Genomic DNA, 21914 nt, shown 5'->3' on the forward strand with positions numbered 1-21914 from the left:
AACTCTCCCCCTATACAGTACATCGATTATACCATACGAACGCACTTTCTACATGGCTAACCATCCTTATTTCACCTATCCAAAGAAAAAAAAGGACCGCTTTCTTGGCGGCCACTGATTATGCAGGGATGATGATCAGGAATGTAGTTCCTTTCCCTTTCTTACTTTCCACTTCAATTCTTCCTTTAATATTATTTATCACACTATATACCATAATCATACCGAGGCCTGTCCCCTCTTTTTTTGTGGAATAATAAGGCTTTCCTAACTGTGAAATTTCTTCACTTGTCATACCGACACCATTGTCTTTTATGCGTATTAGTATGTTTTTATGCTTTTCCGAAACGTCTATGTAAAGAACACCACCGTTTCCGTCCATGGCTTCAACGCCATTTTTAAATAAATTGATCAAACATTGCTGTACCTGGTTTTCATCAAATTTTTTCTTTAATGTATTTGCAAAATGTACATTCAATTCAACCTGATGTCTTTTTGCATAGGGCTTGATAATCGATGCGACATATGCTATTTCCTTTTCAAAATTGGAATAGACCATATGTGCTGACTGAGGTTTGGAGAAGGCTAGAAAATCACTAACAATTTTTTCAGCCCGTTCTAATTCTTTCAATGAAAATTCAATATACGTTTTTTCTTCTTCAGCCAAACTTTTTGATCCATGTAAAAGTTGGAGAAATCCATTCGTGACTGTAAGCGGATTTCTTATTTCGTGCGCAACACTGGCCGATAATTCACTGACAATATTCAATCTTTCCGAATGTAAAAAGGCCTCACGTCTATTTATATTGAAAATGATTTTTTCGATTAACATCATCACAATTGTCATAAAGATTATATGTGTTGCCATCATGTAAATAGCTAACAACCAATACTCACTTGTTAACTGTTCGAAAAAATAGCTTAGTGTTACTAGATAAAACAGCATTGAACCGGTAACAACGCCTGCCGAATATAGTATACGATTACGGGCGTCCAGATCGTTAAACTTTTTACTCAGTAAAGGGACTAAAATAAAAATAACTAGTGCAAATAACAGAGAGTGGTAAGTACCTTCTCCCCCAATATAGAATCGATAGCCGTTCAGCACTAGGAAAAGCGGGAAAACCATCTTATACCCACCATAAAGCGCAGTAATGATAAAAGGAATATACCTAAAGTCCATTATAAATCCCATTTCTAATTCAATGGGAAACATCATACATAGAAGCATAGAAATTGATGTAAGAATAATATAATATATGTATTTATTCGAGTAAGTCGTTCTATTTTCTAAGAAGATTACGGCTATTAAGACGGGAAGTAGTAAGAATAAGAAATTAATAAGTATTGTTTCAATCAAGTGAAGTTTCCTTTCGTCGTCCTTATTAGTTTGACCGTCATCTTTGGTCATTTTGAATTATACCCGATTTTTGTAATAAGACCATGCCGTAACGCAATTTTCCCCATATTAATATCCGTCCCATGCAAGAATGTAGTTCATTCAATGCATTGGACGGATACTATTAAAAAATCTAGTTACATCACGCCGTGACACAATCCCTATTTGTTGAGCCGCTCTACATCATACCATAATTTTGGCCAATGTAAGAGAGCAGACTCTGTAAATGGGATGAGCAGTTTTGCTTGTTTTTCTTTGGAAGTAGCCGACAATGTGAAAAAATGTAACCACTCCCGCAACAATTCGTTTGGAAATAGAAGTAATGTACTTGAAGATAAATCCAATTTTTTCAGTGACGGTTGTTCATCCATCAAAAATTCGATATCGTATTCTATTTGAGGCAACACACGATGTATCCATAATGCAATTTCAGTACCTGCAGGCCCCGTGCTAGCTAAATCGAAGTCAATAAAGCGAATTAAACCATCAGGACCTCGAAGAATATTGTGATGGACGACATCTCCATGAAGCAGTGTGCCGTCCAAACTATCTTTATAATTTTTCTTTACAAGACTAAAAGCATGTAATGCATAAAACATGATTTCTTCAACCCGGCCTTTTCCGATATACACCTCGCATGCTCCCATGATTTCACGAAAACGAACAATCCTCTCTTCCCATTTGGCAAGTAACGGGTAAGGATGTAAGTAGGTGGAGGTGTGCCAGTCGATTCGTTCTTTTGTATCGTGTAGCGCGTGTAGTGCCGCAAGTGAGTCTGTGCGGTCTGCTCTTTTTTTGAAATTAACGGCTTTAGACCCTTCAAGCCATGGTTGTATAAAGATCAGATCGTCCTCAGCACTCTCAACCGGTACAATGTTCGGGTACGATACGGAACTTAGAGCATTATGGATAGACTGTACTTTCATCGCAGTTGCCATGGAACGGTATTTCTTAACAGAAAAGAATTTCCCATCTCTTTCTAGTTTCCAAACATTATCTTTAATTTTTCTGAGTTTCTCCTTCTGACCCATCCCGCGTCAGTACGTTCCGGGCCAGTTAGAGCCTTGATAAGGTACTGGACTCATTTGGTGAGGCATTGCCTGGTTTCCTGGTTGGCAATTACAAGGTACCGCTTGATGGGCGGGATGCATCATTGGATAATACCCCATTGGTATCATTTGAGAGTGACCCATCGGCGGCATCATCTGATACTGACCTGCATCATGACACCCACAGCCACATCCGTGATGAGTTAAATGCGGCATATATTGCGGCGGACTCCAATCAGTCGGCTGCGATATAGGCGTATCCCAATCATTCGGCTGGGGTACAGGTGGTACAACTTGCGGGACATAGTTGTCTTCAGGTGGACATGATACAGATGGCTCCACTTCACAGGTAGGAGGCTCAACAACTAGTATTTCAGGTGACTCCAGTAGTTGCCACCCATCAGGCATTGGTTTTGTTGGTGGCTGTAATGTAGGACCATGGCTTGGATAGATTGGTGATTCATCATGATCCATTTCGTAATATGGATAGTGCTGGTGTGGCGGCTTCTGCATCGGCGGCAACGGTTGTGGTATTGGTTGCGGCTTTGGTATTGGTGCTGGCTTATATTCTTGATGACTAGGTATTTCCGGTACCGGGATAGCCTGGATTTGGCCAGAATGAATGTATGAATGGCAATCGGCATCGTAAATCGGCATCCATCCGCACGGAATCCCCATAACCTGGTGAACACAAGCGTGTGTGTGATGCTGGTGTGTTGGTTTCGACGGTTGTTGTTGCACTGGCGGTTCTTCTTGTACCGGTGGCAACGGTTTTGGTGTTGGCTTTGGTGTCGGTGTCGGTAATGGTTTCGGCGTCGGTGTTGGTGGCGAAACCGGCTTCGGCAATGGGATTGGTGTTGATGGAACGCCTGGTTTTTCTTGTGTTGGCGGAGCCGGTTTTTCTGGTTTCTTCACTTTATCCGGCGTTTTCACAGGACCTTTACCAGGAACCTTCCCGCCGCCTTTTTGTCCTCCTTTCGTTCCTGAATGGTTGTCTGGCAAAAATATTTTCATACCGGGTACGATATAATCGGGATTCGCTAGATGCGCATTCACCCGTTTCAATTCTTCGAACGGGATTCCGTGCTGACGCGCAATCTTCCATAACGTATCCCCTTTTGCAACAATGTGGACTTCCACTTAAAAAATTCCCCCTTCCATCATTTCATCGTATGAACGAACGCCCGCTTTTGTGACGTGCATTCTTAGCAGGGCGTCCCCTCTTGCCATTTATATGCGGGACGGGGGTTTTTATTCGAAAAAAGAAGTGAGCAATTTTGAAACTAAAAAAAGTACCATCCCTTTACTGCTACTAGCGGGATGGTACTTCGTTATATGTAAAATAGGAACCCAACGATTTCACAGTACAATTAAGCGCGGCAAGCTCTTCCATTGCACCTTTCATCATCGGGTGGTCAATTGATTCCAACACATCGATTATGAAGAAATAATTGCCAAGCCCTGTTTTTAGTGGCCGGGATTCAATTTTACTCATATTCAGCCTACGCCATGCAAAAACGGATAATATCTGATGTAACACACCTGACCGATCATCTTCAGGTAACTTCACCATTAATGTTGTCTTCGGCGTTTCTGAATGACCCTCAATTTCCAACATACCCTTGCGTAATGACAAAACGACAAAACGTGTATGATTGAAATGAAAATCATGAATATTTTCTTCTGCAATGTGAAGTCCATATTTTTCGGCTGCTAGTCGATTGCCGATTGCTGCAATTTTTTCATCCGGATTTTCAGACACGTATTTTGCAGCTGCCGCCGTCGAAGTCGTCTGAATAAGTGGAACCCGACGAAAACGGTACTGCAAATACTTGTGACACTGCGCTAGTGCATGAGGATGTGAATGAACGGATTCGATTTCATCTACAAATTCTTCCTGTTTTTTATTGACCATAATATGTTGTTCGATCGGCGTCGAAATTTCCGCATTGATGAATAATTCATTGCCGTGAAATAAATAATCAATCGTCAATGGCACGGAACCTTCCAATGCATTCTCAAGCGGCACGATAGCATACGCTACATGCCCTTCTGCCACCGCTTCAATACAATCGGGAATTGTAGGTCGTGGTGACAATCCCACGGTCCCAAATAACGTTGTTGCCGCAATATGCGTAAAGGAAGCTTCCGGCCCCAAGTAGGCAACAGTCGGTGTGAAATTTTTATCAGTCATAAAACGAACCCCCCATTAGAGTGCACCTGAACTGACCAAGTTAACCGAATCGACAAAGTCGGGTGCTTTCAGCCGTTGCAGGAACTCTTCCATTTTGATAGACATTTCCGTTACATCGAGTGACAACGTAATATTCGCCCGTAATTGGACGGGAATTGTTTGGTGAATCGTCAGAATGTTGCACTTCGCCTCAGAAATAATTCGTAATAATGTTGCAAGTGACCCTTTCCGATCTTCAAGTTGTATGAAGATTGTAAGGACACGTTCTCGAGCAATTGACTCGAACGGAAAAACGGTATCACGGTATTTGTAAAAAGCGCTACGGGACAAACCAACACGCTTCGTGGCCTCTTGAATCGTCGACTCTTCACCGCTTGCCAAAAGCCGTTTCGCCTCCAGCATTTTCTGCATAGATTCCGTCAAAACGTCTTCCCGTACAAGATAAAACTGGCCTTCCCCCAATTGTTTCATCGTTTGCCCCCTACTCCCGTATCGCATATTCTCTGTTTAACTAGTCAATTGACCTTACTAAAATCATTCCAGGAATTCAAATTCAAATTCAAGAAGTCGAACGATATCTCCATCTTTTGCACCGCGTTCACGAAGGGCATCATCTACACCCATTCCACGCATTTGTCTTGCAAATTTCCGTACAGATTGGTCGAAGTTGAAGTCCGTCATTTTAAAGAGTCGCTCAATTGTATAACCGGATAATACAAATGCCCCGTCATCATCGCGTGACACTTCAAAGTCCGCTGCTTCAGCTTGATGTTTATAAAGAACTGCATGTTCTTCTTCATCGACTGCTTCATGAAGTGGGAATTCAGGTGTAGTTTCCAAGAGGTCTGCAACTGCAAATAATAATTCATCGAGCCCTTTTCTTGTAATCGCTGAAATCGGGAAGATGAGGGCATTTTCGTCATTAAGCTTCTCTTTGAATAAACGTAAATTCTCTTCAGCTTCAGGCATGTCCATTTTGTTTGCAACAATGATTTGCGGACGTTCTGTTAACCGTAAATTATATTGTTTCAGTTCTTCATTTATCGTTTGGAAATCTTCGTATGGGTCGCGCCCTTCCAGCCCGGACATATCAATTACATGGATAATAACCCGTGTGCGTTCGATATGACGAAGGAATTGGTGTCCAAGGCCTACGCCTTCTGATGCGCCTTCAATGAGCCCTGGAAGATCCGCAAGTACAAATCCTCTGTGATCATCCGTCTCGACCATCCCAAGGTTTGGTACAAGTGTTGTAAAATGATAATCTGCAATTTTAGGTTTTGCAGCAGAGACGACAGATAACAATGTCGATTTCCCGACACTTGGAAATCCAACCAATCCCGCATCCGCTAAAACTTTCAATTCAAGCGCCACTTCGCGGTCGACTCCCGGTTCTCCCATTTCGGATAATTCCGGTGCAGAGTTTTGCGGTGTAGCAAATCGGCTATTTCCTCGGCCTCCACGACCACCTTTTGCGATGACAGCTGTTTGACCATGTTCAACAAGGTCAGCAATGATATGTCCATCTTCTACATCTGTCACTACTGTACCCGGTGGAACTTTGACAATCATATCAGTGGCGCCTTTTCCGTGCTGGTTTTTACTTCCGCCGTGCTCGCCGCGCGGTGCTTTGAAATGGCGTTGGTACCTAAAGTCCATCAACGTTCGTAATCCTTCATCGACGACAAATACGACATCAGCGCCTCTACCACCGTCGCCTCCAGCTGGACCGCCGTATGCGATATACTTTTCTCGACGGAAAGCAACCATTCCGTCACCACCGTCGCCACCTTTGACAAATATCTTTACGTGATCGACAAACATATATTTTCCTCCTATTGTCCACTGATTGTGAACGTCCATTGATTCGTTGAAACTTTTTCTTCGACTTTGAAATCCCCAATGACTTTCGGGGAGGGAAGTTTGGTATCCATAGGGCCACCGCTTACGCTAATGTCTATCTGCCAGCTTGTTGAAGAAGCGTTCACAATGAATTCTGCATGATATTCAGCCGCAGGGTCCATCGAAGCTTCCGCATCCTGAAAGACTTGCTTCAGATAAGCGACAACCAGTCCGTCTTCTACTGCTCGAACGCCAGGTGTAATTTTACAAATTACGGTTTTGGAAAAAGCGCCATATACCCAGTCAAATGTACTTATCCACATTTCAGTGGCCGGTAAACCAAGCCCTTCCAACATCGCTAATTGGCGCATGCCTTCTGTCACGTCTAAAATCTTCTTTTTCGCTTCCGGAATTTTTCCAAGGTCGATATACAGTAGGATTACCTGAAGTTCATTCAAAAAGTCATGGCGTGCAAATTTCAACGCATTACCTATAGTCAGTCCACCGTTTCCCATTTCCCATTCACCACCAACATTTTCTAGATACAGTATAGCATTTTTTAACGGTTCTTCGCTATGCATGCATTCATGCATTCGAAGAATCCTCTCAACAACGCTCGGCGCTTGGGGATGCCTCCCGCAAGAGATTATAAAACCATATTATATAGAGTTATTAGTTCAATAAAAAGAAGTTGAAATAGAAAAAGAGGACTGCACATCATATGCAGTCCTCCAAGTCGTATATTAAGCTTCCTGAACTTCAGGATATACACTAACTTTTTTCTTATCGCGACCGTAACGTTCAAAACGAACGACGCCATCAACTTTAGCGAAAAGTGTATCGTCACCACCGCGACCGACATTTTCACCTGGATGAATTTTCGTTCCGCGTTGACGATAAAGGATTGAGCCACCTGTAACGAACTGACCGTCTGCGCGTTTTGCGCCAAGACGTTTCGATTCTGAGTCACGACCGTTCCGAGTAGAACCTACTCCTTTTTTCGATGCAAAAAACTGGAGATCTAAACGTAGCATGTATTCCACCTCCTACTTTTTAAATGTGAGTTTTATATGTTGCCCATAGTCTTGTTCAATCGTCTGCAAAGAAACAATCATCGCTTTTACGATCAACTGTATATCGTGATCGCTGTCCGAAGCTTCCGGAAAAATGACTTTCAAGTAACCACCGTCTGTACCCTGTTGGATGTCAGGTGTCTCGCCTGTTAGCGCGATAATAGCATTAACAGCACCGAATGATACTGCAGATGCACCCGCACAGACAAGGTCTTTTCCATGTTCAGCGAAATCTGCGTGACCTTTCATCTCAAATGAATGGATGCGGCCTGAAGATTGTTCGTTGATTATGATTTTGATCATGTCGGCTTACAGATTGATACCGTCAATGACGAGTTTCGTGAATGGCTGACGATGACCTTGTTTTCTTTTGTAGTTTTTCTTCGCTTTGTATTTGAATACTGTGATTTTTTTACCGCGGCCCTGATTAACAACTTTCGCTGTTACAGTAGCACCTTCCACGAATGGAGCGCCAACTTTCACATCTTCTCCACCTACGAATAAAACTTTGTCGAAAGTAACAACATCTTTAGCTTCACCAGCTACTTTTTCGATGATGATTTCTTGACCTTTTTCGACTTTGATTTGTTTTCCACCAGTTTCAATGATTGCGTACATACTTGCACCTCCTCTTAGACTTAGACTCGCCTTCCAGGGTGACCCTTTCGGATGCTTGTACCCTATCAGTGCGGTTGCAGTAGCACGGGTGCTACAAACAATAACATTTGAATATTATCACATAGAATGCGTTTATGTCAATTGTTTTATTTTCAAATCGTGGAACGCTTTTTCATATTTTCTAAACCGGAATACGGATATATTTTGCAGAAAGAGGAAGAGTGCAAGCAGTACATACGGCAATGTTTCAGGTAAACCGGTCAATAGGAGGATGATTGAAAAGCCCAATAAAAAAATCGAGGAAAGTAAATAGTGTGCCCGTGTTTCATGGGCGTTGCCATCGGTTTCCAATAGCGCAGATAACGCCTGTCCGCCATCAAGTGGAAGGATTGGTAGTAAATTTAGAAAGAGTAGCGCCAATTGAATCCGGATGACTTGGTCGTCACCCGGAAAAGGAAAGACCATCGCCGCAATAAGTAAAAGTAATGTCGCCACAGGACCGCCTAACGCCACGAGGATACGATCTTTTTTCGGAGCCGTTAAACGATCCGCAAATATGATTTCCCCGCCGTAGGGCATGATTGTGCACGATCTAACGCGCATTCCTGTTAATCGGGCAAGGAGAAGATGCCCAGCTTCATGAATGAGCAGTGAAATGAACAGCAATGCATACAGCGAAAGTCCACCTGTTACAATTAAAATGAAAAAAATGGGTAAAAGGACGGGATGTAAACGAAACTTCATTGGCCAGCTCCGGATAGATACGTCGGCAATAACGATGCATCTAATTTAACACCGTCACGTTTCACCATCAAATAGATTGCGCCTTCATCCATAAGCGCGAGCGTGTCCCCTTTTTTTACACTTGTGTATGGAAGTTTCGCAAATTTGCCTATAAACCCATAAGTCACTTCATCACCGTTGTCATACATAACTGTCACGGTTTTCCCTGATTGGCGTGTATAGCCTGTAAAGCTTATCAGCCCATTTCCTCGCGCTTCGATTGGGATGGGATGCGTATAGGAAACGATAACGCCGTCTTTATAAGGTTGCATAGTCTCATATGTGGCAAAAGGCTCTAGTTGATGGGGATCTGCCATTACTTTAATCGTTCCACTTTCAGGTTCTTGCATCATTGATGCGACCCATTTTTTCATCGCGACAAAGTCTTCTCCGGTTGTTACGTATTGCGTAATCGGCTTACTGACTACGCCATCGTTTTCCAACTTCGCCAATCCGAATACGCCGATTGTCAACACAATTGCTAAAAACCATTTTGTTCGCCATTTCAACCCGATACACCACCTGTTTTTTTCAGTATATGATAAAGGTGTGTAAAATATTTGGGTTCGGTGAAGTTTCGCTGAAAGTTTGTGTGGTGATTGGGAGAAAGAATCTCCATTGAAGCCGCTTTGGCGCTTGGGGATACCTTCGCTGGTTTGTAGCACCGAATTCAAAAACCCCCGATGCGTAATTCGCTTCGGGGGTTTTGGGTTTTATTTAAATAGTTTTGACTTTAGTTTACCGAAGAATCCGAGTTTACCAGTGTCGAGAGACATAAGTGGAACGGATTCGCCGAGGATTCGGCGTGCAATGTTGCGGTAGCCCATTGCTGCCGGATTGGATGGGTCCATGACAATGGGTTCTCCTTTATTTGAAGAGGAGATCACGTTTTCATCATCGAGAACGATACCTAATAGGTCGATTGAAAGATGTGATGTAATATCGTTTACATCAAGTGCCTCACCAGTTGCGGCGAGATGTCGTCTGATACGGTTGATAATGAGCTTAGGCGGCTCAATGTCTTCCTGCTCAAGTAGACCGATGATACGGTCAGCGTCACGTACAGCTGAAATTTCGGGTGTTGTAACGACGATTGCACGGTCTGCACCAGCAACGGCATTTTTATAGCCTTGCTCGATTCCTGCAGGGCAATCTATTAAAATATAATCATAGTCACGTTTCAATTCAGTGACCAGAACTTTCATTTGTTCAGGATTAATGGCATTTTTATCGGTCGTTTGAGCCGCCGGTAGCAAAAAGAGTCCATTTTCGAACCGTTTATCTTTTACAAGTGCTTGTTGCACTTTGCATCGTCCTTCAATTACGTCTACAAGATCGTAGATAATCCGATTTTCAAGCCCTAAGATGACATCCAGGTTCCGAAGCCCAATATCTGTGTCGATAAGACAAACTTTCTTCCCCTGGAGAGCCAATGCAGTGCCAAGATTTGCTGATGTCGTCGTTTTGCCGACACCACCTTTACCAGATGTAATTACGATTGCTTCTCCCACAATTAGCTTCCTCCTTTAAATGATGAAAGACCAGGCCGGAGGATCCGGAGCTCCTGCAAACGGTCAATGGCGATGAAGCCATTCGAATGTATATACGCGCATTCCATTTCCGGGTGTTCCGAAAGAATGGTTAGTTCATCCGTCATAATTTCAATTTTATCTGCAATCAGTAGATGTGTTGCTTCAAGCCGGGAAGCTGCAATGACTGCTTGTGTATTCCCGTTTGCACCCGCATGCGCAATTCCTTTTAACCTGCCAAGGACAAAAATATTACCCGCAGCTTCAACACGGCCGTTCGGATTGACATCACCCACGACTACAAGATCTCCCTTAGCCTTCACTACTTGTCCGGAACGAATGATCCCGACATACGTTTCAGATTGGTTTTCAAGTATTTTTCGATTACACTCTTCCATTGTGATAACATCACTTTGAATTTTCGATACACGTAAATTAGGAGAGGCATGAATTGCGTTCATAATCTCCTTTAATTCTTCTTCGTTGCAGTAGCGGTTGCCTGTTTGAACCTGGACTTCCGCAATCCCTTCCAGGCGATCCTCCCCCACTTTTCTATGGAGTTCGGCAATCATATCCGAATAGGCGCATTTGTCGTCAAGCCGGAGGACAAGCCCGTCCTTAGTCCCTTTGATTGTCACATATTGCTGTTTAGCCATTTGCGTCACCCCGAACTCTCCTTTCACGCCTACGTCTTATAACGTTTCGCCTTGTCTTTGCAATACCCTTTTATAAATAAGATTTTTGAAAAACCAGCCGAACATCCCGACAAAAATCGAATTCGCTATAATCGTCGGTAAAAGTCTAGTAAATAAAAACTCTTCCATCCCGATAGATGTCAATGATATGAAACTAGCAAAAAAGTACGAGAGAACTTCAAGTAATAGTATCAAAGCCAATGCCAAAAGCATTACAGTCGTAATATGCCGATGGACTTGGCGTATCATCACTGTTGCGATGAAGCAAATCAGTGGATATAGAAATGCATATAATCCAATAATATCAATGTGGAACATATCATACAAGAGGCCAAGAACAATTCCGTAAACGATTGCACGCGGACGGCTATCATATATGGCTATGAAAATAAGATATACAATGACAAACCTCGGTACAAGCGTGAAATTCACACCACCGATATCAATCGGTGAAAACAAGCTAAATACAGGCTCAAAGAAAAAAAGCAAGACAGCAATAAGAGGGATAACGGAACGGATCATGATCCTTCCTCCCCCTCAACCCCTGCTGTGCTATCTCCATCCGTACCGTCAACTATAACTGACGTCCGTTTCGCAATGATGACATGATCCAACATTGCGAAGTTAGCAGCAGGACGGATATAAGCCAATTTTGTAAGCCCGTAATCATCCGTCGAAATTTCAGTTACTTCGCCAATGAGAAGTCCTTGCGGGAAAATGCCGCCAAGACCTGAAGAAATAACTTTCTGGCCTACCTCCACGTCAAAGTTCGAATCAATCCGTTTCATTATTAATTCGCCACGTGCAGGGTCATATCCTTCTATGAGACCGAAAGCGGATTTCTTACCCGGAATAACGGACGCAACACGGAAATTACGATTTTCTGTCGATAACAGTTCGATTGTAGATGTGAACTTGTTCACGAGTATAACTTTTCCCACAAGCCCGTTAGCGGTAATGACCGCCATATTCTTCCCTACACCGTGCACTTCACCTTTGTCAACGATAATTTTCTCTTCCCATTGATCGGGATTTCGCGATATAACGGTCGCATGGACGGGTTCGTAATCACGTAAGTTATCTTCTTTACCTATGATTTCACGTAAACGTTCATTTTCAGACCGTACATCAGCGAGTTCTGCTTGTCCAGACGCATATTCACTCAGCCGAGACTTCAATGTCTTGTTTTCATCATATGTATTCAATATACCATCAATATTTTCAATAACACCCGTTATGTAATGCGCCGGCTTCGAGAAAAATGATTGTCCGAAGCCGACGACGTCCTTCACAATTTGTTCTGGAAGTGAGGCGTGCTGCCGGTCTCTTAATGAGAATGAAATCATAGCTACCAGGACAATTATGCCTACTAGCAGTAAAATCAGTCGTTTGTTCGAAAAAAATCGCGGCATTGCCTGTGTCCTCCCCGTTTATCTAGATTGCATCTTTTTAATCAGTTCAAAATTATCAAGTGCCTTACCTGTACCTATCGCAACACAATCCAGTGGATCTTCTGCTATGAACACAGGCATATTTGTTTCATCGGAAATGATTTTATCAAGATTTTGAAGTAAAGCACCACCGCCCGTTAAGACGATACCACGTTCCATGACATCTGCTGATAGCTCAGGAGGCGTCGTTTCAAGTGTTTTCTTCACACCATCAATAATTTGTGTAATGGATTCACGAAGCGCTTCAGCAATTTCATCTGAAGAGATTTCAATTGTTTTCGGTAAACCTGTTAACAAGTCACGTCCACGGATTTCCATTTTCTCCGTTTTGCCAGTTACTTTAGCAGAACCAATCTCAATCTTGATGGCTTCAGCCGTCCGCTCACCGATTGTTAAGTTATACATTTTCCGAATGAACGTAATGATGGCAGCGTCCATTGTATCTCCGCCAACTCGTATAGATTCACTTGTGACGATGCCTCCAAGTGAGATAACTGCGACTTCTGTCGTACCGCCACCTATATCGACGACCATACTGCCGGTAGGTTCCCATACAGGGAGATTTGCTCCGATTGCAGCTGCAAAAGGCTCTTCAATCGTGAAGGCTTCTTTCGCTCCGGCTTGTCTCGATGCATCGATTACAGCCCGTTGTTCGACTGAAGTAATTCCGTATGGCACACAAATCATGACATTCGGCTTTTTCCACGAACCGCCAGCTGCTTTCGTAGCTTCTTTCATGTAATACTCAATCATTGCAGTTGTAATTTCATAATCGGCAATAACGCCATCTTTCATTGGACGAATCGCGACGATTGAACCTGGTGTACGGCCAATCATATTTCTTGCTGCACTACCGACTGCGACTATTTCACCTGTATGTGTATTTTTCGCGACAACAGAAGGTTCTCTGAGCACGATGCCTTTTCCTTTAATGAAAACCAATGTATTTGCTGTGCCGAGGTCAATCCCGACATCTCTAGATCCTATTCCAAACAAGTATATTCTTCCTTTCTCCTTAACCGCCTAATTACGGCCTTCATGAAATCATACACCCTAGTATAGCGGATAAGGAGGAAAAGTTACAGTGTCAATAGCAATAGGTACAATTTTAATTTTATTTTCCAATTTTCCCACAGTTATTAGTCAACGGGTCACCCCATGTACCCTTTTTCTTTAAGGCTGATAAACCGGTGATCTCCGATGATGACATGATCGATAAGTTCAATGCCCATAATCGACCCCGCCTCGATCAAACGCTTCGTTACTTCTATGTCTTCAGGCGACGGTGACGGGTTGCCGGACGGATGATTATGCGCAACAATTATAGATGCGGCGGAGCGTTTTACGGCTTCGCGGAATATGTCCCTTGGGTGCACTATCGAGCTGTTTAAGCTGCCGATGAAAATGGTCTGCTTATGTAGCACTTCGTTTTTCACATTCAAAAACAACACAACGAAATGTTCCTGCGTCAAGGAAGACATGTCCGTCATTAAAAACGATGCGGCGTCTTCAGGAGAGCGAATGGTGTATCGCCCTTCCGAATGTTTGCGGTACAAACGCTTGCCGATTTCGGCAGCAGCAAGGAGTTGTACCGCTTTTGCTTTCCCCACGCCTTTGACGGACATCATTTCTTCAATTGTCGCATCCTTTAAATCCTGAATCTTATCAAAAGAAGATAAGATACGGTTGGCCAGAACAAGTACGGACTCGTCCTTTGTACCTGTACGCAGTAGAATCGCAATCAGCTCCTGATTAGACAGGCTAGCCGCTCCTTGGTTAATCATCCGTTCACGTGGCCTGTCCGCTATGTGAACATCACGAATCATCATTTTAGGTTGCAGGTCAATTGTCACTATTCGCGTCACCTTCTCCCAGGGAAAGGTAAGCTTGCGTCCGTAGATGCTCAGTCAGCTTCGAAATAGGTAGTCCCATAACACTGTAATAGTCGCCCTCAATCTTCTCGACTAGAAGCGCACCAGCTGTTTGGATGCCGTACGCACCCGCTTTGTCCATAGGATCACCCGAACGGACATACTCGGCAATCAACGCATCATCCAACTTACGGAAAGTAACACGCGTTTCAACAGAGAAAGAAGAAATTTGGTCGTCACTATACATCGCAACACCTGTAATAACGAAATGTGTCTTACCGGATAGTTCTTTTAAAAATTGTGTCGCCTGTTCTTCACTTTCTGGTTTTGTATACATTTTTTCATCAAAAACGACAATTGTATCCGCACCGATGATAAGACTTGAACCATAATCCTTGGAAACCGCCTGTGCTTTTTTCGTCGCAAGCTCTCTTGCATAGGCACCAAAATCAGTACCTATCATTTCAATATCTTCCGAAACATGACTCGGCACAGTTTGAAATGGGATGCCAATCATTTGTAACAATTCTTTTCTTCTTGGCGAAGTTGACGCCAAAATAATCGGTTTTGCTGCCTTGAATTTCATTAGCTATTCCTCCTTTTTTCCATCATAGCGGATAAAGAGGAATGTGAAAATTGTGTTTCGTTTAAGATAAAGAGGATTTGCAAGTGAAAAATAGGTCAAAACGTGATTTTGACACATTTATCGGGTTGTGCATAATGAGATAAAAGAAGAAGTCGAATCACTTCTAAATCGTCTGTAAATGCAGTAGCGGCGGTAATATGCTTCTCAAATTCCTTCTGTTTTGCACTGCTTTTTTCCTTACTTTCTGCTTTCTTATCAGGTATCAATTTTTTAATTTTGGCTATATCTGTTTCAGCTAGTACTTGCTGAAGTTTTCCCACGCCATCGGCTGCACAAGAAGAAGCATTTGCGTTAAGGACTTTACGGAACGAGCCTTTTTCAGCGCTTACCTCGATATCTCCCTCATTCAAACCAACCTCGGACCATATGAAATACGTTTTATCCACCATTACAATCGCTGCTTTTGCAAGGGTTGGATCTTCAGCCTGGAATGTTTCAGCAGCTTCGACAGTTGAAAAAGCACCATGCTGTTTCGCAAAAAGCTGCAAGGACTCATCTGCCTTAGCCACTGGATCAGTTGTAGTTTTGTCAACCGGTGCCGGGCCCGACGTGGGAATATCCTCCTTTATCGCTCCCACCGGATCCTTGCCATTTGTCACGACAAATAAAAGACCAATCACAGCAACCGCTGTAACACCTACTATCACACCATGTACCATTGCCATAAATACGGACACTCTCGAATACTTTTTTCCGAATTTCATTGCCATTCACCCCGTTTTTATTAACCGTATCAGAATAAACATGAAAAAGAACAAGACGTTTGTCGCCTTGCTCCAGAAAATTTATCGACTTATGTAAACAGATTACTATACCATGCGACAAAATCGGCTCCCCAGAAATAAGAAATGACAGCGGCAGCTGCAATCGAAGGACCAAACGGGATCGGTGTTTTCCTTCCTTTACCGCTCCGTTTCAAAAGTATGACACCCGCAATCGCACCGATAAGTGCTGCAAGGAACAGCGTCACAAGCGTATTCAGCGTACCGAGCACAAGCCCAATGACGAAAAACAGCTTAATATCGCCACCACCCATGCCCCCTTTCGACACAACCGCAATGAGATAAAGGACTGCAAAACCGACAACTGCACCTAATAGACTATCCCACCACGGTTCTAAAGGAATAAACAATCGTGCTGCGAACAACACAATCGCAAACGGCAGAAGTATTCGATTCGGAATAAGCATATAAGCAATATCAGACACCGTAATAATGACGAGAAGGGACATGAACAAAATAGCCAAGATGAGTTCTACGCTAAAACCGAGCTTGTAATAGGCCAACGCAAAAAGAACCCCCGTTACAAACTCCATAAGCGGATAAACGAAACTGATTTTCGAGCCACAACCCCTGCATTTTCCTTTCAAGAAAAGGAAAGAAAAAACCGGCACTAAGTCAAGAGGTCCCAAATTGCGGTCACATGTCGTGCAATGGGACGGCGGTGATACGATTGATTCCTTTTTCGGCACACGTAAGCCGACAACGTTGAAGAAAGAGCCGAAGACGATGCCGTAGATGAAGAATAAGGTTGTATATACATAGATCAATAGACGCACACTCCAACAGAAACAGACTTAGGTTATTGTAAATAAAACGTTGTCATTCGAATTGTTGACGATATTGTTTCCACTTCATCAGCACCAATATCTTCACCCGGTAAACTGAAATTCACGGAATCTATTTTTATAATCCGCTCATTCTTCTCGATTTCTTTTAAAAATAGTAGAAATTGTTCATAGTCTTTATGAGTAACAGTTGTTTCAAGTGTTAGCAACTTAAGACTTTCCGGTAGCGATGTTTCTGCAATCTCTGAAACAGGTGTCGGACTCGGGGTCACTTCACTTTCTGCACCTTCTGATTCGATCGATGAATTTTCCTCTGGCGTTTCAGAGGTTTCACTTTCAGATTCCGGATTCGTTTCCGGTTCGGGTACGTTAATAGTAGACTCTTGTACAGACCCATCATAATTATTAAAAGCAATTGACTGTATCGTAGACTCTGTACCTAATTCCGCTTCCTGCAAGATTTCAATAACATTCGAAAGTTCACGGTTATCTGGGACCTTTTCCAACAGTTTCATCTCACTTGTATCATCTTTTCCCCAACTGTTCGCTTCAATGCGCGCTTCTAGTGTAGCAACCTCTTGTTTCGATGATGCAACAGACGTCTCAATGGACATTACTTCATCTTGAACAGGCTTCACAAGATAGAAATAAAAAGCAAATAACAAGGAAATCAAAAGAACTGTTACGAGTGCAAAAGGTAACATACGATTCATTGTCATTTTGTCACCTCCATGCTACTTACATAAGACACATTAATATCAAGTGTAAAACTTGCTGAATACCGAGGAACTTCATCGAAATCCTCTAATTCATCAACGGTCGTCCCATTCCCAACCTGGAAAGAGGTGATTTCATCCACTTTTACATCCGCGAACAACGGACTAGTCAATAAATCCGAAATAAATTGCGCAATCATAGTCTTATCTTCAAAATCCGCCTGGAACTTTACCGTTTGCTCTGAGAACTCATAGTTTCGCAGATAGGAATGGCGTGGCAAATAGGTACCCACTTCCAGGATAATCGGAGACACTGGATACGAAACCATTTCCGTAAAATCGACAGCAGATTGCCTAGATCCAGTTTCATTTGACGTTGTCGCGGCCACTTCACTTTGTAGCGTTATAACTTCAGCCTGCACCTGATTCTGTTTAGATTCCACTAGCATTCTTTCTTGTTTACTTGATAAAAGTAGGTATGTAAGAAACAGTGCAATGATTATAAAGACGATACCAACTATGATTATGTACACCTTACCCGAAAGAATCTTTTTGTTCTTACTAGGAAGCAAGTTTATTTCAGCGACCATTTATTCTCCTCCTCTTAACGCAAGACCGACAAGTGCAGCATGTCTTCCATTTAAATTTGGATAGAACCGATCCATATACATATCATCGATAACTATGACGTTTTGTTCTTGGGCTTGTTCGGTCTGTTCCCTGATGAGGTTCATTTTAGGGTTGTCTCCCATTAGAATAATTTTCTCGATGGTACGGTCACCTTTATGAAGTGAGAAACGATAGAAGTTAATAATACGTCCGATTTCCCCGACTTGATCGATAAGCTGGTTATCATAATCGAAGGGTGTTCCTGAAAACTCAAATGTCACTTTTTTATCTTTGGTTTCTTCGGCCTTCCATTGCGAAAATTGACTGTCGATTTCTTGAAAGCGAAGAAACTCCAACTCATTATTCGTGAAAATCCCGACAGAAAGCCCATTAATGGACCAATCCGCAACTAAATAAGAATCATCTGTTGAAAAGACATTCGTTTTTTTCAAAAATCGGCCATTTGCAAGCATACGTATTTCAGCCACTTTCGAATGAAGAGACGAATCATCGTATAAGTCTGCAAGTCCTCTTACATCCTCTTCGGGTGATGCAAAAAGAATCGCTTTGCCATCCGCCGGGTCTGCATCATATACGTCAAAAAGCGGATTATCAAAAGGCAAGTGAATGGAGTTACCAATCTCCATCTCTACAAACCCTCTTAGATTCGCACTCTGTACTTCTTCAGGTACATCAATAGGACGCATAAGAACAGATTGATCCGGTACGAAAAAACGGACATCTTTCTTACGCATTCCCCAACTGCTTAATGTCTTTTTAAGTAAATCGAATAACTCCAGTTCATTCAACAATTGACCATGTGTGACGAGTCCTTCATTCAACGCTAATTCAAACACGGAAAAATTAGTATCTTCAACAGACTCCTTATACAACAGCCTAAACACATAATCAGTTAACTCCACACATACAAATGACTTTTTTCCAAACTTCTTAAACATTTAAATCCCCCTTGAACTTCAGTCGACCTATCCAATGAACGACAAACGCATTCATTCGAGATGAAAACTAAAAAAACTGCAGCAACAGGGATTGCTGCTGCAGGGGTGTTATTAATTGTTCAAAAGTTCGTTAAGTTCAGATTCAGTTATTTTTTTATCTGTACCAGCGTCATATTTTTCGTTATTTATCTGACTTAATCCGGAATAGGTCACAGTCCAAATATTATTTTTCAATTCGGCTGAAAAGTTTGTAGGAACGTTTTCAAAGTCTTTAACATTTTCAACATATTTCTTTAGAACATCATGGGAACATTCAACAGCAGTAATAGTAGCATCAGTAGCATCAGTTGTTTCTGTACAAGCCCCACCAGCATTTGCTAATTTAGCTCCCGCAAGTATATTTGACGCATCAGCGAGTAATGCTTTGTCTTTTGTATTACTAATAATCCCACCAATTGCCGGTACAGCAATCGCTGCGATAATCGCGATAATCACGATAACTGCTAGTAATTCAATCAAAGTCATACCTTTTTCATTTTTCATTTGTTTCTTGAATTTATTCAACATAGTATTGCCCCCTGTAGTTTTAGTCATTTCATTCGAGCTTAATCCGTTCATTTTCTTTCTTCACCTCCTCTCAATGTCAAATAGGTCTATCCTTAAATCTGTTCAAACAGGCTGTACATCGGTACCATGATGGCTAGTACAATGACACCAACGACGACGGCCAATATAACAATCATTAGCGGTTCGATTAGTGATTTCAATGTATCCACTGTACGATCGACATCATCTTCGTAAAAATCGGCAATTTTCTCGAGCATATAGTCAAGTGAACCGGTTTGTTCCCCGATTGCTGTCATTTGCGTAACGAGAGGCGGGAAAATCCAACTATTTTTAAGTGGTGCTGTCAACGTGCCGCCCCTTTCTAAGCTTGCACGAGATTCTAAAACGACTTTTCCGACAACAGGATTACCGATTACCTTCTCTACAATCGTTAGCGCATTGAGAATTGGCACTGAACTACTGAAAAGGGACGATAACGTTCTTGTCATCCTGGCAATCGCCGCTTTTTGAAGCATCTTGCCGAAAATAGGCATTTTCAATAATACAACACTTACAGAAAAGCGAAATGCTTCACTAGATTTATAGGAATACGTCAAAACAATGATACTAATCGCAACAATTGACAATCCTATCCACCAGTAATTTTGAATCCACTCACTAAGTCCAAGGACGAACAAGGTGATCCATGGCAGTTCTGCACCAAAATCAGCAAACATCGATGTAAACCGTGGCACGATAAAGATCATCATAAATATAACGACAATTATTGTGATAAATAGTAAAGCAAAGGGATACATCATTGTCGATTGAATCTTTTTTTTAAGCGTAAATTGCTTTTCATAATAAGCCGCTAGCCTGTCCAGTGTATCTTCCAAGCCACCTGTCGCTTCCCCTGCCCGAATCATATTGATGAATAACGGTGGGAACACTTTGCTATGCTTATTTGTTGCTTCCGAAAAAGGTGTCCCGCTACGTATATCTCCTTCTACTTCACTTAATGCTTGTTTCAATGGCTTACCCTCGGCTTGTTCACTCAAAATACCTGTCGCTTCCACAATCGAAATCCCAGCGCGAATCAATGTTGCAAACTGCCGGCAATAAATGACAAAGTCTTGGTTTTTCACGGATCCGCCTAATCCGATATCCTTATGCAGAATGCTTTTGGATGGTTGTATTTCTCTTGGATTAATGCCCTTTTTCCGCAAATCTTCAATTGCTTTACTTTCGCTTGGTGCGTTAATAACGCCCTTTTTCACTGAACCATCTTTTGCACGTCCACTGTATTTATAGACTGTCATCGGAATTCACCTACTGTTAGAAAAGGCTTCGCCTGTTCGTAGCTGATTGTTTTTGTAGCTAGTAAACGTTGCACGTCCATTTCAATCGTGTGCATACCAAGTGCTTTACTTGTCTGTAATACATTTGCAATTTGATGGATTTTTTCACTCCGGATTAGATTCGAAATGGATGGTGTTTGAATCATAATTTCAGTTGCAGCAATTCGGCCTGACCCTCCTGCCTTCACAAATAAACGTTGTGATATAACGCCGCGAATGACCGTAGAAAGTTGTTGCCTAATCTGATTCTGCTGGGACGGTGGGAATACATCGATAATCCGGTCAATCGTTGAAGCCGCCGTACTCGTATGCAATGTAGCTAGCACCAAGTGGCCAGTTTCTGCAGCTGTAATGGCAGTCGATATCGTTTCTAAATCCCGCATCTCACCGACTAAAATGACATCAGGATCTTGCCGTAATGATGCCCGAAGTCCATTTGCAAAACTCGCTGTATCCAAGCCGATTTCCCGCTGATTAATGACCGATTTCTGATGCGTATGTAAATACTCAATCGGATCCTCAAGTGTAATGATATGTTTCGAAAACTTTTTATTCAGATGGTCAATCATTGCTGCCAATGTTGTCGATTTTCCCGAGCCAGTTGGGCCTGTTACTAGGACAAGTCCTTGACGATGTTCCGCGAGTTCTTTAAACACACTCCCCATGCCAAGCTCGTCCAGTGATGGAATTTTAGTTGGAATAAGCCTTAGTGCAACGGCGTAGGATTGCTTCTGCTTATAGGCGTTAATCCGAAACCGACAAATTTCTTCAAGCGCAAAATTGAAATCCGTCTCACCTATTTCTTCCAATTCGAGACGTTTGCGGTCAGGGGTGATCTCCCAGACCATCGCCTTCAAGTTATCAGCAGTGACAGCATCACCACCTATTTTTACTAACGCTCCGTCAATCCGAAATACTGGTGGCAAATCCGATGTTAAGTGAATATCGGATGCTTTTCTATCGAATGCTTGCCGCATTAATTCTTTTAATATAAAATCCATTTGCTCACAAC

Annotated in this window: 27 protein-coding genes and 1 other annotated feature; all 27 genes read right to left on the reverse strand. The window is 42.4% G+C overall.

What is annotated here, in order from left to right; translation table 11 throughout:
* Positions 1–118 precede the first annotated feature (118 nt).
* On the reverse strand, positions 119–1408 hold the full coding sequence (locus tag FILTAD_RS14050) for a sensor histidine kinase (protein ID WP_238988257.1): 1290 nt from the start codon (positions 1406–1408) through the stop codon (positions 119–121).
* Between the two features lie 149 nt (positions 1409–1557).
* Positions 1558–2334, reverse strand: coding sequence for a phosphotransferase (locus FILTAD_RS14055; protein ID WP_160117619.1), 777 nt, complete (start codon positions 2332–2334; stop codon positions 1558–1560).
* A 99-nt stretch (positions 2335–2433) separates the two neighbouring features.
* Positions 2434–3585 carry a LysM peptidoglycan-binding domain-containing protein gene (locus FILTAD_RS14060; protein WP_124071599.1) on the reverse strand — a complete coding sequence of 384 codons (1152 nt, stop codon included), beginning with the start codon at positions 3583–3585 and terminating at the stop codon, positions 2434–2436.
* Positions 3586–3757: 172 nt separating this feature from the next.
* Entirely contained in the window at positions 3758–4639 is an 882-nt protein-coding gene (gene pheA / locus FILTAD_RS14065) for a prephenate dehydratase (protein ID WP_124071600.1), read from the reverse strand.
* A gap of 15 nt (positions 4640–4654) precedes the next feature.
* Positions 4655–5110, reverse strand: a complete 456-nt coding sequence (locus tag FILTAD_RS14070) for an ACT domain-containing protein (protein ID WP_124071601.1) — start codon at positions 5108–5110, stop codon at positions 4655–4657.
* Positions 5111–5173: 63 nt separating this feature from the next.
* Entirely contained in the window at positions 5174–6463 is a 1290-nt protein-coding gene (gene obgE / locus FILTAD_RS14075) for a GTPase ObgE (protein WP_124071602.1), read from the reverse strand.
* An 11-nt stretch (positions 6464–6474) separates the two neighbouring features.
* Positions 6475–7074, reverse strand: coding sequence for a Spo0B domain-containing protein (locus FILTAD_RS14080; RefSeq protein WP_124071603.1), 600 nt, complete (start codon positions 7072–7074; stop codon positions 6475–6477).
* A 150-nt stretch (positions 7075–7224) separates the two neighbouring features.
* Entirely contained in the window at positions 7225–7515 is a 291-nt protein-coding gene (gene rpmA / locus FILTAD_RS14085; protein WP_124071604.1) for a 50S ribosomal protein L27, read from the reverse strand.
* A gap of 12 nt (positions 7516–7527) precedes the next feature.
* Complete coding sequence (locus tag FILTAD_RS14090) at positions 7528–7857, reverse strand: ribosomal-processing cysteine protease Prp (RefSeq protein ID WP_124071605.1); 330 nt, start codon at positions 7855–7857, stop codon at positions 7528–7530.
* A gap of 6 nt (positions 7858–7863) precedes the next feature.
* Positions 7864–8172: a 50S ribosomal protein L21 gene (gene rplU / locus FILTAD_RS14095; protein ID WP_124071606.1), complete on the reverse strand. Its 309-nt coding sequence runs from the start codon at positions 8170–8172 to the stop codon at positions 7864–7866.
* 12 nt (positions 8173–8184) lie between these two features.
* Positions 8185–8258: a sequence feature (ribosomal protein L21 leader region), on the reverse strand.
* Positions 8259–8304: 46 nt separating this feature from the next.
* Positions 8305–8916 carry a M50 family metallopeptidase gene (locus tag FILTAD_RS14100; protein ID WP_124071607.1) on the reverse strand — a complete coding sequence of 204 codons (612 nt, stop codon included), beginning with the start codon at positions 8914–8916 and terminating at the stop codon, positions 8305–8307.
* The gene (locus FILTAD_RS14105; protein WP_124071608.1) at positions 8913–9464 is read right to left on the reverse strand and encodes a hypothetical protein; all 552 of its coding nucleotides are present in this window, start codon (positions 9462–9464) and stop codon (positions 8913–8915) included. The genes FILTAD_RS14100 and FILTAD_RS14105 overlap by 4 nt, the downstream gene beginning before the upstream one ends.
* A 204-nt stretch (positions 9465–9668) precedes the next feature.
* Positions 9669–10466 (reverse strand): septum site-determining protein MinD, encoded by a 798-nt coding sequence (minD, locus tag FILTAD_RS14110; protein WP_124071609.1) that lies wholly within the window; start codon positions 10464–10466, stop codon positions 9669–9671.
* Between the two features lie 2 nt (positions 10467–10468).
* A complete protein-coding gene (gene minC / locus FILTAD_RS14115; RefSeq protein ID WP_124071705.1) occupies positions 10469–11140 on the reverse strand; it encodes a septum site-determining protein MinC in 672 nt (223 codons plus the stop codon).
* Positions 11141–11176: 36 nt separating this feature from the next.
* Positions 11177–11701, reverse strand: coding sequence for a rod shape-determining protein MreD (gene mreD / locus FILTAD_RS14120; protein ID WP_124071610.1), 525 nt, complete (start codon positions 11699–11701; stop codon positions 11177–11179).
* Entirely contained in the window at positions 11698–12591 is an 894-nt protein-coding gene (gene mreC, locus FILTAD_RS14125; protein ID WP_124071611.1) for a rod shape-determining protein MreC, read from the reverse strand. Before mreC ends, mreD begins: the two co-directional genes overlap by 4 nt.
* 18 nt (positions 12592–12609) lie before the next feature.
* Positions 12610–13626 (reverse strand): rod shape-determining protein, encoded by a 1017-nt coding sequence (locus FILTAD_RS14130; protein ID WP_124071612.1) that lies wholly within the window; start codon positions 13624–13626, stop codon positions 12610–12612.
* 155 nt (positions 13627–13781) lie between these two features.
* Complete coding sequence (radC, locus tag FILTAD_RS14135) at positions 13782–14456, reverse strand: RadC family protein (RefSeq protein WP_203229725.1); 675 nt, start codon at positions 14454–14456, stop codon at positions 13782–13784.
* Positions 14457–14472: 16 nt separating this feature from the next.
* Complete coding sequence (locus tag FILTAD_RS14140; RefSeq protein WP_124071614.1) at positions 14473–15087, reverse strand: Maf family protein; 615 nt, start codon at positions 15085–15087, stop codon at positions 14473–14475.
* Between the two features lie 95 nt (positions 15088–15182).
* Positions 15183–15851 carry a hypothetical protein gene (locus FILTAD_RS14145; RefSeq protein ID WP_124071615.1) on the reverse strand — a complete coding sequence of 223 codons (669 nt, stop codon included), beginning with the start codon at positions 15849–15851 and terminating at the stop codon, positions 15183–15185.
* Positions 15852–15940: 89 nt separating this feature from the next.
* Positions 15941–16696 carry a prepilin peptidase gene (locus tag FILTAD_RS14150; protein WP_124071616.1) on the reverse strand — a complete coding sequence of 252 codons (756 nt, stop codon included), beginning with the start codon at positions 16694–16696 and terminating at the stop codon, positions 15941–15943.
* A 32-nt stretch (positions 16697–16728) separates the two neighbouring features.
* The gene (locus FILTAD_RS14155) at positions 16729–17433 is read right to left on the reverse strand and encodes a potassium transporter (RefSeq protein ID WP_124071617.1); all 705 of its coding nucleotides are present in this window, start codon (positions 17431–17433) and stop codon (positions 16729–16731) included.
* Positions 17430–18020 carry a hypothetical protein gene (locus tag FILTAD_RS14160; RefSeq protein WP_124071618.1) on the reverse strand — a complete coding sequence of 197 codons (591 nt, stop codon included), beginning with the start codon at positions 18018–18020 and terminating at the stop codon, positions 17430–17432. The genes FILTAD_RS14155 and FILTAD_RS14160 overlap by 4 nt, the downstream gene beginning before the upstream one ends.
* Positions 18021–18998: a type IV pilus biogenesis protein PilM gene (pilM, locus tag FILTAD_RS14165; protein WP_124071619.1), complete on the reverse strand. Its 978-nt coding sequence runs from the start codon at positions 18996–18998 to the stop codon at positions 18021–18023. It abuts the gene before it with no gap.
* A gap of 111 nt (positions 18999–19109) precedes the next feature.
* Positions 19110–19565 (reverse strand): prepilin-type N-terminal cleavage/methylation domain-containing protein, encoded by a 456-nt coding sequence (locus FILTAD_RS14170; RefSeq protein WP_124071706.1) that lies wholly within the window; start codon positions 19563–19565, stop codon positions 19110–19112.
* A 92-nt stretch (positions 19566–19657) separates the two neighbouring features.
* On the reverse strand, positions 19658–20863 hold the full coding sequence (locus tag FILTAD_RS14175; protein WP_124071620.1) for a type II secretion system F family protein: 1206 nt from the start codon (positions 20861–20863) through the stop codon (positions 19658–19660).
* Positions 20860–21903: a type IV pilus twitching motility protein PilT gene (locus FILTAD_RS14180; protein WP_124071621.1), complete on the reverse strand. Its 1044-nt coding sequence runs from the start codon at positions 21901–21903 to the stop codon at positions 20860–20862. Before FILTAD_RS14180 ends, FILTAD_RS14175 begins: the two co-directional genes overlap by 4 nt.
* Positions 21904–21914 lie beyond the last annotated feature (11 nt).

The sequence above is a fragment of the Filibacter tadaridae genome (assembly GCF_900609045.1).
Taxonomy (GTDB): Bacteria; Bacillota; Bacilli; order Bacillales_A; family Planococcaceae; genus Sporosarcina; species Sporosarcina tadaridae.